Annotated in this window: 13 protein-coding genes; 2 read left to right on the top strand and 11 right to left on the bottom strand. The window is 74.2% G+C overall.

Translation table 11 applies throughout. The features are described from left to right. Positions 1 to 135 precede the first annotated feature (135 nt). The 9 genes from OG823_RS18975 to OG823_RS18935 all read right to left on the bottom strand — a co-directional run bounded on the left by OG823_RS18975 (position 136) and on the right by OG823_RS18935 (position 7,696). A complete protein-coding gene (locus OG823_RS18975) occupies positions 136 to 810 on the bottom strand; it encodes an HAD family hydrolase (protein WP_371480780.1) in 675 nt (224 codons plus the stop codon). Between the two features lie 13 nt (positions 811 to 823). Then, positions 824 to 1,282: a MaoC family dehydratase gene (locus OG823_RS18970; protein WP_371480779.1), complete on the bottom strand. Its 459-nt coding sequence runs from the start codon at positions 1,280 to 1,282 to the stop codon at positions 824 to 826. A gap of 82 nt (positions 1,283 to 1,364) precedes the next feature. Next, positions 1,365 to 2,153, bottom strand: a complete 789-nt coding sequence (locus OG823_RS18965; RefSeq protein ID WP_371480778.1) for an SDR family NAD(P)-dependent oxidoreductase — start codon at positions 2,151 to 2,153, stop codon at positions 1,365 to 1,367. Then, the gene (locus OG823_RS18960) at positions 2,150 to 3,178 is read right to left on the bottom strand and encodes a ketoacyl-ACP synthase III family protein (protein ID WP_371480777.1); all 1,029 of its coding nucleotides are present in this window, start codon (positions 3,176 to 3,178) and stop codon (positions 2,150 to 2,152) included. The genes OG823_RS18965 and OG823_RS18960 overlap by 4 nt, the downstream gene beginning before the upstream one ends. Continuing rightward, the gene (locus OG823_RS18955) at positions 3,168 to 4,193 is read right to left on the bottom strand and encodes an AfsA-related hotdog domain-containing protein (protein ID WP_371480776.1); all 1,026 of its coding nucleotides are present in this window, start codon (positions 4,191 to 4,193) and stop codon (positions 3,168 to 3,170) included. Before OG823_RS18955 ends, OG823_RS18960 begins: the two co-directional genes overlap by 11 nt. Before the next feature lie 309 nt (positions 4,194 to 4,502). Further along, entirely contained in the window at positions 4,503 to 4,685 is a 183-nt protein-coding gene (gene dmpI / locus OG823_RS18950; protein WP_371480775.1) for a 4-oxalocrotonate tautomerase DmpI, read from the bottom strand. A 442-nt stretch (positions 4,686 to 5,127) separates the two neighbouring features. Continuing rightward, a complete protein-coding gene (gene dmpI, locus OG823_RS18945) occupies positions 5,128 to 5,310 on the bottom strand; it encodes a 4-oxalocrotonate tautomerase DmpI (RefSeq protein WP_371480775.1) in 183 nt (60 codons plus the stop codon). Positions 5,311 to 5,514: 204 nt separating this feature from the next. Beyond that, a complete protein-coding gene (locus OG823_RS18940) occupies positions 5,515 to 5,976 on the bottom strand; it encodes a nuclear transport factor 2 family protein (protein WP_371480774.1) in 462 nt (153 codons plus the stop codon). Positions 5,977 to 6,094: 118 nt separating this feature from the next. Further along, entirely contained in the window at positions 6,095 to 7,696 is a 1,602-nt protein-coding gene (locus OG823_RS18935) for an MFS transporter (RefSeq protein ID WP_371480773.1), read from the bottom strand. A 668-nt stretch (positions 7,697 to 8,364) separates the two neighbouring features. Between OG823_RS18935 and OG823_RS18930 the strand changes: the two genes are divergently transcribed. Further along, on the top strand, positions 8,365 to 9,915 hold the full coding sequence (locus tag OG823_RS18930) for an FAD-dependent monooxygenase (RefSeq protein WP_371480772.1): 1,551 nt from the start codon (positions 8,365 to 8,367) through the stop codon (positions 9,913 to 9,915). A 70-nt stretch (positions 9,916 to 9,985) separates the two neighbouring features. Continuing rightward, on the top strand, positions 9,986 to 10,366 hold the full coding sequence (locus OG823_RS18925) for a PPOX class F420-dependent oxidoreductase (protein ID WP_371480771.1): 381 nt from the start codon (positions 9,986 to 9,988) through the stop codon (positions 10,364 to 10,366). A 152-nt stretch (positions 10,367 to 10,518) separates the two neighbouring features. Here OG823_RS18925 and OG823_RS18920 read toward each other — a convergent pair whose 3' ends face one another. After that, a complete protein-coding gene (locus OG823_RS18920) occupies positions 10,519 to 11,544 on the bottom strand; it encodes an AfsA-related hotdog domain-containing protein (protein WP_371480770.1) in 1,026 nt (341 codons plus the stop codon). A gap of 32 nt (positions 11,545 to 11,576) precedes the next feature. Further along, a complete protein-coding gene (locus tag OG823_RS18915) occupies positions 11,577 to 12,221 on the bottom strand; it encodes a hypothetical protein (protein ID WP_371480769.1) in 645 nt (214 codons plus the stop codon). Positions 12,222 to 12,245: the final 24 nt, after the last annotated feature.

Genomic DNA, 12,245 nt, shown 5'->3' with positions numbered 1-12,245 from the left:
GCACGGGCGCGGGTGCACGGGCGCGGGTGCACGGGCGCGGGCGGACGGTCGCCGTTCCGGCGCGTTGCCGCGTCCGGCTGCGACCGCTCCACCGAGCGCGCCTCACCAGGGCCCCACCAGTGCCCCGCCAGTGCCCTACCAGCCGACGCCGGCCAGCCGGCCGCCCCCCGTCCGGGCCACCTCGGCGAGCAGCACCGGGTCGTCGCCGACCACGACCGGGTGACCGACCGCGCGCAGCAGCTCCAGGTCGGTGGAGTGGTCCCCGTACGCCGAGCAGCGGGCCGGGTCCAGGCCGTGGGTGCGAGCCCAGGCGCGGACCGACCGGCCCTTGGCGGCGCCGATCATCGGGTGCGAGACCTCGCCCGTGAGGCGGCCGTCGGCGATCAGCTGCGGCGTGCCGAGGGCCTCCTGCGCACCGAGGTGGCGGGCGATCGGGTCCAGGCAGGGGAAGAAGGAGCCGGAGACCAGCACCACCTGGTCCCCCGCCGCCAGGTGCCGGCGCAGGGCCTGGACGCCGGGCCGGTGGAAGAACCCCTCGTCCGCCGTCTGCCGCTCGAACCACTCCTCGCCCTGGCGGACCAGCTCGGCCACCTCGGCGCCCGCGTAGTGGCGGTAGTAGGCGCGGTTGACCTCCTCGCGGGCCATCCCGCGCGCGGAGAGCAGCTGCAGCTCGGAGCGGGCCCGGCGGTACACCGCCGGCGGCCGGCCGGCCGCCTCGAAGTGGAACTCCAGGAAGCTGAACATCGTCTTGGCGGTCACCAGCGTCTCGTCGACGTCGAAGAACGCTGCTGCGCCGGACACATGGGGCATGGCGGTACTCCTGTCAGGACGGCGGAAGGAACAGGGCGATCGACTCGGCGACGCAGGCCGGCCTGGCCCGGCCCTCGACCTCGACGGTGACCCGCACCCGGGCCCGGACCCCCTGCGGGGTGTCCACCGCCTCCACCAGCTCGGCCGCACCGCGGATCCGGGAGCCGACCGGGACGGGCCCGGGGAAGCGGACCTTGTCCAGGCCGTAGTTCACGCCGGCCGCCGCGCCGTCGATCCGGTAGATCTCGGCGCAGAGCGCCGGGAGCAGCGAGAGCGTGAGGTAGCCGTGGGCGACGGTGGTGCCGAACGGCCCCTCGGCGGCCCTGGCCGGGTCGGTGTGGATCCACTGGCGGTCGTCGGTGGCGTCCGCGAAGGCGTCCACCCGCTGCTGGGTGACGGTCCGCCACTCGCTGGTGCCGAGGGCGGATCCCTGCGCGGCGGCGAAGGCCTCCAGGGTGGGAAAGACGCGCATGAGATCTCCTGCTGTGTAGGTCCCCGGTGCCGGGTGGTCCCCGCTGCGCCGGGTCGTCCCGGGCCGGGCGCGGCCCGGGACCTCAGACGGCCACGTAGCCGCCGTCGACGGGGATGGCGATGCCGGTGACGTACGAGCTGGCGCGGCTCGCGAGGTAGAGCAGTGCGCCGTCCAGCTCGTCCAGGGTGCCCTCGCGGCCCATCGGGGTCCGCTGGTTGATCCACTTGCGGCCGGACTCGGTGTCGAGCATCTCCGCGGTCAGCTCCGAGCGGAACCAGCCCGGGCAGATCGCGTTGACCCGTACGCCGCGGCGGGCCCACTGGGCGGCCAGCTCGCGGGTCAGGTTGAGCACCCCGCCCTTGCTGGCGACGTACGCGGCCTGCGGCAGCGTCCCGCTGGCGACCATCCCGTAGATGGAGGCGATGTTGACGATCGTCCCCGAGCCCTGCGCGAGCATCCGCTCGCCGGCCAGCTGGCTCAGCGCGAACACCGAGGTCAGATTGATGTCCACGAGGGACGCGAAGTCGGCCGGCGGCTCCTTCTCGGCCCGTACCACCCGGGAGGAGCCGGCGTTGTTGACCAGGATGTCGATCCGGCCGAAGTGCTCGACCACGGTCGACACCAGCCGGGCGCGGTCCTCCGCCAGGGTGACGTCGCAGGGGACCACCAGGCTGCCGGGGCAGTGCTCGGCGACCTCCTTCAGCCGGCCGTCCCGGCGGGCCGTCAGCACGACCCGTGCCCCGGCCGCCGCCAGCACCTGGGCGAAACGGGCGCCGAGCCCGCTGGAGGCACCGGTGACCAGGGCGATCTGGCCGTCCAGCCGGAAGAGCGCGGCCGGGTCCCCGACCGGTGTCGACGTGGCGGTGCTCATCGGGCCACCTCCACGACGGCGGAGGTCCAGGTGAAGCCGGCGCCCGCGCTGAGCAGGACGACCAGGTCGCCGCGCTCCAGCGTGCCGGAGGCCAGCAGGTCGGTCAGGCTCGCCATCGGGTCCCCGGCGCCCAGGTGGCCCGTACCGCTGCCGAGGTCGACGACCGGCGCGGAGCAGACCTCGCGGAAGGCGGGCTCGTACGAGCCGCTCAGTACGTGGCCGGCCAGTCGCGGCAGCGCGGCGGCCCGGAACCGGGGGTCGTCCGGGCGCAGGCCCGCGTCCTCCAGCGAGCGGCTGACCACGGTGGTGACGGCGGAGTGCGCGGTCTCACCGAAGTCGACGCTCGGCCGCCCGGCCATGAACTCCTTCTTCGCCTGGCGCGGCTGAAGGGTCTTCACCCCGCTGAGCGGGGCCGGGCTGAACGGGGCGTCGCCCCGGTGCATCGCCTCCAGCTCGGAGGCGGCGACGCTGGCGGTGGCCAGCAGCCGGACCGAGGGCCCGTACGGGGCGCGGGTGAGCAGCACCGAGGTGGCGCCGTCGCCGTAGGCGATGCCCAGGTCGCCGCTCCAGCGGTCGAAGCCGGGCGGCGGGTAGCAGTCGGCGGTGGTGATCAGGGCACTGTCGATCTTCGAGTCCACGATCATGTCCCGGGCGGCCTGGTCGATGGCCGACATCCCGCCGTTGCACATCTGCTGGACACCGACCGGCAGCGCCTTGAAGGCACCCAGGCGGTCCGCGAGGTAGTGCGCGGGACACCAGAACTCGTGGCCCTGGTGGTAGGTCCAGGCGTGCAGGATCCGGCCGAGCTGCTCGCCGCTCACACCGGCCGCCGCGAGCGTCAGTTCGGCCGACCGCTCGGCGAGCTCCACCGGCGACAACTCGCTGACGCGCAGACCGGAGTAGCGGTAGCGCTCCGCGTTGAACTCGCTGACCAGTCCCTCGGCGACGGCCTCGGCGGCGGTCTGGACGTGCTCACCGAGCACGGCGGCCGGGGCGCTCAGGTAGAGCGGCAGATCAAAGCGCATCGGTGGCTCCACGGGTGTCCTGCGGCCAGCCGACGGTGAGGCCGAGGCGGACCTGGATGCGGGCGACGGTCTGGTTGTCCTGCAGGAACGAGACGGCGACCAGCCTGCCGTCCCGGCCGTCGGCCGGGCCGAGGCAGGCCTGGACGAGGAGGTCGGCGTCCAGCTCGGCGAAGCGCAGGTAGGTGGCGCTGATCTGCCGCAGGTACAGCTTCGCGGGGGCCTGCCCGAGACGCTCGCCCAGCAGGAACACGGCGGCCTGGCGGGCGGCCTCCATCATCACCGGCCCGGGCACGTGGTCCTGCGGGTGGTCGAACATGCTGCGGTGCGCCACCGGCACGTGCAGCCGGGCGACCACGGTGTCCTCGGTGTCGCGGATGTCGCGCAGCACCACGTTCTCGGCGTGCTCGCGGCCGACCAGGTGCGGGCGCACCGGGGCGGCGGGGCCGCCGGCGGGCAGGGTGTCGGAGTACGGCGGCGGCGTGGTGCGGTGGCTCATGCGCAGCCCCTGGTAGATGTCGTCGGGACGCAGCGCGGTGTCGACCGAGACGGTGCCGACGCTCCGGCCGCCGACCAGGACCTCGACGTCGTGGACCACCCGGGCGGTCACCCCCGCGTACATCTTCTCCAGCGAGACCTTGCCGAGCAGGGTCAGCTCGGGCACCCCGCCGTCGGCGAGCAGCGGCGCCGGGTCGGTGATCTCCATCCGGCACTCGGCGGTGATGGACTTGGTGTCGTGCGAGGCGCCGTGCTGCAGGTGCATCGCGCAGAGCAGCATCTGCCGGACGCTCTCGAACACCGCCAGCGGGTCGTGCAGTTCGGGCCGGCCGGTGTGGTCGCCGTAGTAGGAGTGCGAGGGCGGCAGCTGGGCCGCCGCCTCGAAGGTGTTCGGGTCGATCGTGCGGAAGTCGGTGAGGAAGACCTCGGCGATCGCGGCCCGGTGGACCAGGTGCCGGTCGATGGTTCGCCGGGTGGTGAGGTCGGCGGTCGGATCCGTACGGACGTCCAGCGTGTTCATCACTGCTCCAGGGAGTCGGGGACGGCCGGGCCGACGGGCTCGGCTTCAGGGGTGGCGCCCTGCCGTCGGCGGGCACGGGTGCGATCGGGGTCTCGGGCCGCCGGGGCGGCTGCGGGAGCCGGACGAACGGGGTGGGTGGGACCGCACGGTGGGGGAGGCGCGGCGGGCGCGGCGCGGTGGGACGCGACCGGTGGGGGCCGCCGCGGCGGGTGCGGCATCCGGGCTCCGCCGGGGAGCCCGGATGCCGCACCGGGCGTGGGTCCTTCGTCGTCCGGCCGGGCAGCCGCCCGTCCGGGAACCGGTCCCGGCTCAGCTGTCGGCGATGAGCTTGCCGGCCGCGCTCCAGCTCTCCGCCGGGGTCTCCTGGATCCAGACCTGCACGGTCTCGGCCGGCAGCTCGTACGCCTGGACGAAAGCGTCCGTGATACGGGCCACCAGGTCACGCTTCTTCTCGATGTCACGCGGGCCCTGCAGAACGGTCACAACAGGCATGTCATTCTCCTCGAAAAGGAACCGGTCGAATTTCCGCCCGCCCGCCTTTCGGCGCCGGCGGCGTGAAAACGACGTTATTCGCCGTGCCCGGGCCAATTCAAGAGGAATGCCTCCTACGTACAGAGCAGTGCCCCCGAAGTGACAGCACGCGCCGTTGGTGACAGCGCGCCGTCGGTGACGCCCCGGCCGGGACGCGCCGGCGCTGGGCCCGGGCGCCGGACCGCCGCCCGGCCACGCCGCCCGCCTCCGCCCGGGAGGGCCCGCGCGCCGCTCTCCCGAGCGCCGCCGCGGCGGCCGGACCGACCGGGGCGGCCACTGCCCGGGCGGCCGGTGAGCGGCCTCCGAGGCCGCTCACACGGCTGCTGTTCGGCCCCGAACAGCGGAAAACCCGGCGGCCCCGGTACCCCCAAGGGGTGCCGGGGCCGCCGGGCGGGCGGTCCGCTCAGCTGTCGGCGATGAGCTTGCCGGCCGCGCTCCAGCTCTCCGCCGGGGTCTCCTGGATCCAGACCTGCACGGTCTCGGCCGGCAGCTCGTACGCCTGGACGAAAGCGTCCGTGATACGGGCCACCAGATCACGCTTCTTCTCGATGTCACGCGGGCCCTGCAGAACGGTGACGACGGGCATGTCTTCCTCCGGTGAATTCGTGGATTTCATCGTGCCGGCCTGCGGAATTGTCCGACCGTCGAACAGCCCGGAGCGGGGAGAGGCACCGGGTGCTCGGACGGGATCTCGGCGCGGCTATTTCGGCGGTACGGTTTCGGACGGTGCGCGGCCCCGGGCGAACGGGGCCGGGCGGGTGGTACGGGCAGCGGCGCGGGCGCCGTGCGGTCAGGCGGCGCTGCGGGCGCCGTCCGGGCCGAGCGGCGACCACCAGAGCGCGGAGGTGGCCGGGCCGTCGCCCAGGATCACGCCGCGCCCCTCGACGATCCGGCCGTCCTTCCAGCGCAGCAGGTGCAGGGCCGTCACGTCCAGCAGGTGGTACGGGGAGGTGCTGCCCTCGGGCGCACCCGCGCGCAGCGCCCAGTTCTTGTTCACGTCCACGGAGTAGCCGTCCTCGGCGTTGACCAGGACGGTGATGTTCTCCGCGAGGTACGAGCCGCCGGAGAGCTCACCGACGGTCTTCAGGAACGCGAGGAAGCTGTCCAGCCCCTCGTGCCAGCCCGCGTGGGCGTGGTTGCCCGGGATCTCGAACCGCAGGTTCTCGTCCCAGAACTCCAGCATCTTCTGGCGGTCCCCGGAACCGAGGGCGGCGAATGCGGAACGGACCCGGTCGATCGTCAACTCACTCATGGTTTCTCTGTCCTTGGCTGGCAGGTGACGGATGGGACAAGCGGGCCGGACGGGCGGGATGCGCGGCGTCCGGCCGTGCTGCCGGGGCGGGCGGCGCCCGCCCCGGCAGCCGGCGGGCTCAGACGGTGGCGGGCTCGTTGTCGGCCGCCGGGGCGGTGGCGGCCTCGGCCGCCTCCGGAGCCGCGGCGGCGCCGCGGGCGCGGGCCCCGACCACGGCCACCAGGACGGTGGCGGCGGCGCAGAACGCGGCGGCGATCCAGAGGGCGGCGTGCAGGCCGCCGGTGTAGGCGGAGGTCGCGGTGTGGTGGAACGCGGCGCGCGCGGCCTGCGGCACCGTGCCCTCCGGCTCGGTCAGCTGACCCTGGTTCAGCGAGTCGGCGAGCGCGGCCGGGTTGTGGCCGTAGGGGCCGGTGTAGGCGTCGAGCTGGTTGCCGAGCCGGCTCCGGGTGAAGCTGACCAGCAGCGATCCGACGACGGCGATGCCGATGGCCTCGCCGGCCAGGCGCATGGTGTTGAACATGCCCGCCGCCATACCGGCCCGGGAGGGCTCGACGCTGGAGACGGCCGCGCCGTCCATCACGCCGAAGGAGACGCCGATCCCGATGCCGATGACCACGAACGGGCCGAGCGCGGCCCAGTTGCCGATGCCGGGGTGCAGCACCGTCAGCCAGCCCACGCCGACGGCGGTGAGGCCGACGGACGCGGTCACCATGTGCCGGATCGGGATCCAGCGCAGCAGGTAGCCGGCGATCAGCGGGAAGAACACCGTCGGCACGGTCAGCATCAGCATGTCGATGCCGGCGTGCATCGTGGTCTCGCTGTTCACGGCGGTCAGGTAGCTCGGCAGGTAGACCAGCAGCGGGGTGAAGGCGAGCACCAGCGCCACGACGCCCACGGACAGCGAGACGAACTGCGGCTGCCGGAACAGGCTCAGGTCGAACATGGGCCGCTCCTGGCGCTGCTCGACCACGATGAAGGCGGCCAGCAGCGCCGCGAACACCAGGTAGGCGGCGATGTTGAACGGCGAGGTCCAGCCGAGCTGCGCACCCTCGATCAGGGCGGCGATCAGGGCGGCGAGCGCACCGCTGAAGGTGACGGTGCCGGCCCAGTCGGTCCGGGTCGCCTGCGGGTCGCGGGACTCGGACAGGAACACGGCGAGCACGAGCACCACGGCGCCGGTGATCGCCGGCACCAGGAACACCGCACGCCAGCCGAAGGTCGTGGACAGCGAGCCGGCGATGAACGGCCCGAAGGCCATCCCGGCGCCCACGGCGGTACCGAAGACGCCGAAGGCCCTGGCCCGCGCGGGGCCCTCGAAGACGTGCGCCAGCATCGCGCTGCCGGAGGTCAGCATCGCCGCCGCGCCGACGCCGGCGAGGGCGCGGGCGAGGTCGAGGAGCACCACGCCGTTCGACAGCGCGGACACCAGCGAGCAGACCGAGAAGAGCAGCGTGCCGGTGATGAACACCCGCCGCCGGCCGAAGCGGTCCGCGAAGGAGCCGCTGGCCAGCATGAAGCTGGCGAAGGTGAGGTCGTAGCCGTTCACGATCCACTGCCCGGCGGCCAGGCTGTTGTGGAAGTCGGCGGCGACACCGGGCATCGCGACGGAGGAGCCGGTCAGCGAGATCGGCAGCAGCAGTGACGCGAGCACCACGGTGACGAGGGTCGCCACCGGGTGCCGTGAGGTGGTCTGGGTCGGGTCCTTCGTGGTGCTGGTCATGGCCGTCCTTCTCCTTGGCACGGGGTCTGTGTCGGAGGCGGGATATTTCGCGGAGGACGAACGCTGCTTATCGGGCCTGCTCGTCCTGCCCTCCTCATCGCGCTGATCCGCTGTCGCTTCCGGCTTCCACGCTACGGTTGCGCCGGAAATCAGAGAATTCCGCTTCGGGTCACCCGGGATGTGTCTTTCGAGGCATGACCGGATGTTTCCGACGGCGTCCGCCGGGCGGGCTCCGGCGCCGGTCCGGCCGGGAGACCTGAACCCGCTGTACGGGCCAGCATCCCCTGGCAGCAAGGCTGTTGGCGCTGTTCCGGGAGCCGGGTACGGGAGCTCCGAGGCAGCCCGGGCGGTCGGGCGGCGGGGCGGCCGCCCGTCCCGCCATTTCCCGGCGGCGGCATTCCGAACCGACCGGAGCCGGCCGGAATTTCGATCACAATCGATCCGTCCCGGCGACCGGGCCCGTAAGTGCGGCTCCCCATTCCCCTTCCGGGTCAGCCCTCGAATCTTTGGGGGAATACGACTGCCGCCGGCCGCTCCGCCGATCTAGCGTCGGTTCCCGTGCCCCGCGGGCCGGACTCCCCCGGCCCGGCCCGCGGGGCCGGCGCGGCTCACGGGCCGACCGGCGCGCCGCGGCAGAGCGGCGGCAACCTTCGGAGAGGACGAAAACCATGGACAATCCCGTCGTCGTGGTGGGCGCGGGCCCGATCGGCCTGGTGCTCGCCTGCGAGCTGCTCGGCCAGGGCGTGCCGGTACGGGTGGTCGACGCCGAGCGCGAGCACTCGGTCCACTCACGGGCCACCACGATCTGGCCGCGGCCCCTGGAGCTGCTCCGGCGCATCGGGGTGGCCGACCGCATCGTCGAGGAGGGCCACCGGATCCAGGGCGTCACCTACTACTCGGACCACCGCCCGCTGGCGACCGCCTGGCTGAACCGCCTGGACTCGACGCCGTACCCGTTCGCCGTCGGCCTGCCCCAGGACCGCACCGAGGCGCTGCTGGTGGAGCGGCTGGAGGAGCTGGGCGGCAAGGTCGAGCGCGGCGTGCGGCTGGTGTCGCTGGACGCGAGCGGCCCCCGGGCCTCGCTCCGGCTCGCGCTGCCCGGCGGCGGCAGCGAGGAGGTGGAGGCGTCCTGGGTGATCGGTGCCGACGGCGCCCACAGCACGGTGCGCAAGGAGCTCGGCATCGGCTTCGACGGAGCCCAACTGAAGATCAACTTCGCCATCACCGACGCGGAGCTGTCCGGTGACATCCCGTCGGACCTGGTCAGCTACTGCTACACCGCGCAGGGCGGCCTCGGCCTCGCGCCGATCTCGCCCACCGTGCACCGGGTCGCCGTCAGCGTCCCGCCGGAGCTGGCAGAGCGGACGCCGGACCGCGACTTCTTCCAGCGCATCGTCGAGGAGCGCGGCCCGGGCCGGGTACGGCTCGGCGACCTGCGCTTCAGCACCGTGTTCCAGGTGCACGTACGCACCGCGGACCGCTTCCGCTCCGGCCGGGCCCTGCTGGTCGGCGACGCGGCCCACCTGATGAGCCCGGCCGGCGGCCAGGGCATGAACACCGGTCTCCAGGACGCGGCCAACCTGGGCTGGAAGCTGGCCGGGGTGCTGCGCGGCACGCTCGACGAGTCGATCCTGGACAGCTACGAGAGCGAGCGCCGCCGGGCCGCCCACGCGGTGACCCGCTCCACCTCGCTGCAGACCCGCTGGGGCGCCCTCACCAAGCCCTCGCAGCTGGCGCTGCGCGACACGCTGGTCCGCGCGGCGGGGCGCAGCGGCGTCCTCCAGTGGCGACTGGCGCCCAAGATCGGCCAGCTCGACGCCACCTACCGGGCCGAGGAGGCGCCGGCCGCCCACCCCTGGACGACGGCGGCGCCGGGCGACCGGCTGCCGGTGCTGCTCGGTGAGGGTCCGGCCCCGGCCGGACCGTCCTGGGCCGGCATCTCGGGCCGGTCGCACGCGGTGATCCTGCACGCCGGGCGGATCCGTCCGACCGGCTGGCAGGGCCTGTCCGCCCGGATCCGCGAGGCGGTGGGCGAGCAGGCCGAGGTGCTGAACTCGCCCAGCGGCCCGCACGGCCCGCTCGCCACCGCTCTGGGGCGCCGCCCGGCCGCCGCCGTGGTCCGCCCGGACGGGCACCTGTTCGAGCTGCTGCCGGATCCCTCGCCCGAGGCGGTCCTCGCCTGCCTCGCCCGTGCCGGCCGCGAGGCGCTCCCGCACTGAGAGAGCCGGACGGCCACCGCACGACCCTACCGACCGACCCCGACCATCCACCGCCACCAAGGAGTTGCCCGTGATTCCCGCCAGCCACCTGGACCTGCTGGAGCGACCGCTCTTCGGCCACCTCGCCACCCTGCGCCCCGACGGCACCCCCCAGGTCAACCCCGTCTGGTTCCGCTGGGACGGCGAACTGCTCTGGTTCACCACCACGACCACCCGTTTCAAGTACCGCAACCTCAAGGGGAATCCGAACGCCGCGCTGTCGGTGAACGACCCGGAGCAGCCCTACCGCTACCTGGAGGTCCGCGGCACGGTCGAGGTCATGAAGGAGGACACCGAGGCCGTGGGCTTCCTCGAACTCGCCCACCGCTACGACCCGCAGTTCCCCCCGCCCGGGGACGCGCCGGACCGCATCGTGGTCGGCGTCCGCCCGCACCACGCGACCTACCAGTAGCGGCCTGCGGCGGCCGCGAGTGCGCCGCCGCCCCGCGTCACCACCGGTGCCCGTGCCGCACGGCCAGTCCGTCGCGGTGCGGGCACCGGTGTCGTCCCGCTCCCGTCACCCCACCGTCGCCGGCCCGCTCGCCGGGCGATTCGGCGCCTCGCTCAGCGGCCACCGCGCTCGGTGCCCGCGAGCCGCAGCCGCGCCTGTGCCAGCAGCGCCCCGCGCTGGTGGAACTCCACCGTCACCGGCAGTCCGGCCCCCGCTCCGGGCGGCTGCACGAACCCCGCCCGTACGGTGATCTCCTCGTCCAGCTCGGCGAAGCGCCGGTGCTCCACCGCGATGCCCAGCAGCACGGTCCGGGCCGGCGAGCGGCCGAACTCCTCACCGACGAGCAGCAGTCCGGCCTGGCGGGCCGCCTCCGGCAGCACCGCCTCCGGCAGGTGGTCCTGCCGCTGGTCGAAGAGGCTGCTGTGCGAGAACGGCACCCGCAGCCCGGCCTCCAGCCCGCCCCCGGCGAACCGCGGCTCCAGCAGGACCACGTTCTCCGGCCGCTGCCGGCCGAGCAGGTACGGCGCCACGGTGCTCGGACGCTCGCGGTCCAGCATCTCCTCCGAGCCGGGCGGCACGGTGGCGCGCTCCCTCAGCCGGAGCCCGCGGTAGGCCGCGGGGGGCCGCAGGGCGGTGTCGGCGGTCACGGATCCGAGCTCCAGGCCGCCGAGGACGAGGTCCACCCGGTGCACCACCCGGGTCAGCACCCCCTCGCGGGACCAGCTCCGCACCTCACGTCCGTGCAGCTCCAGGTCGTACAGATCCCGGCCGCAGGCGAGCACGCCCGGGGCGGCGACCTCCAGCCGGTACCCGAGGGTGAACGCCACGGCCTGCGGCGGCGCGTCCGGGTGCACCCCGGTCGCGCAGAGCAGGGCCTGCCGCACGCTCTCCAGGAGCACCAGCGGGTCGTGCAGGGCGGGCGCCTGCAGGTGGTCGTTGTAGTAGGGGTGGGCGCGGGGCAGCCTGGCACCGGCCAGGAAGCGACCGTCGTACCTGGCCCGGAAGTCGGTGAGGAAGACCTCCTGGAGCCCGTCGCGCCGCACGAGGCGGCGGCTGACGGTCCGGTCGAAGCTGAGCGTCTCGCCGGTCGCGCCGCCGATCGGGCCGGCCGGGACGGCGGAGCTGTCGAGCATGGTCATGGTCTGGCCTCCTGTGGTGTCCCGCCGGCCCGTCAGGCCGGGACGGCGACCTCGGGGTCGAGCAGTCGTCCGACCTCGGCGAGCGCCGAGGGGGTGTCGCGGAACGCGATCGTGCGCCAGCCCGCCCGGCGGGCCTGCGCACGGCGGGCACCCGAGGCGTCGACCAGCGCGCACTCGGCGGCCGGCCGGCCCGCCGCGGCCTGCGCCTCGCGCAGCGGCAGCCGGTCGCCCGCGCTCGACGGCCGTCGGACCACGGCGTCGAAGAGCAGCGGGGAGAGCAGCCGCAGCCAGCCGGGCTCCCGGCCGTCGGGCAGGTCGGTGAGCAGGCCGATGAAGACGCCCTCGGCCCGCAGCTCGGCCAGCCGGTCGATCCAGACCCGGTTGGGCCGGCAGAGGTCCAGCCAGATCTCCTGGGCCCGGGAGAGGTCGCAGACCACGCCGTACTCCTCCTCCAGGACCGCCTCCACCGCCGCCGACCACGGGGCGCCGGCGTCCGGCGGCAGCGTGCCGCCGTGCTCGCCGGAGACCTGCGCCATCGCCTCGCGCAGCGCGTGGCCGGGGGCGCCGACCCGGGCGGCGAAGGCCCGCAGGAGCTCCGCCGCGGGCGGGGTGAGGACCCCGGTGTAGTCCGTCCAGAGCGCGAACGGGGCGGGGCCGGAAATCTGGTCGTCGGTCATCTGCCGACTCCTCTCGATGCGGTG

It is taken from the genome of Kitasatospora sp. NBC_00315 (assembly GCF_041435095.1).
Lineage (GTDB): Bacteria > Actinomycetota > Actinomycetes > Streptomycetales > Streptomycetaceae > Kitasatospora.
The sequence above is the reverse complement of the archived record's forward strand: the minus strand, read 5'-3'. Positions and strand labels throughout refer to the sequence as shown.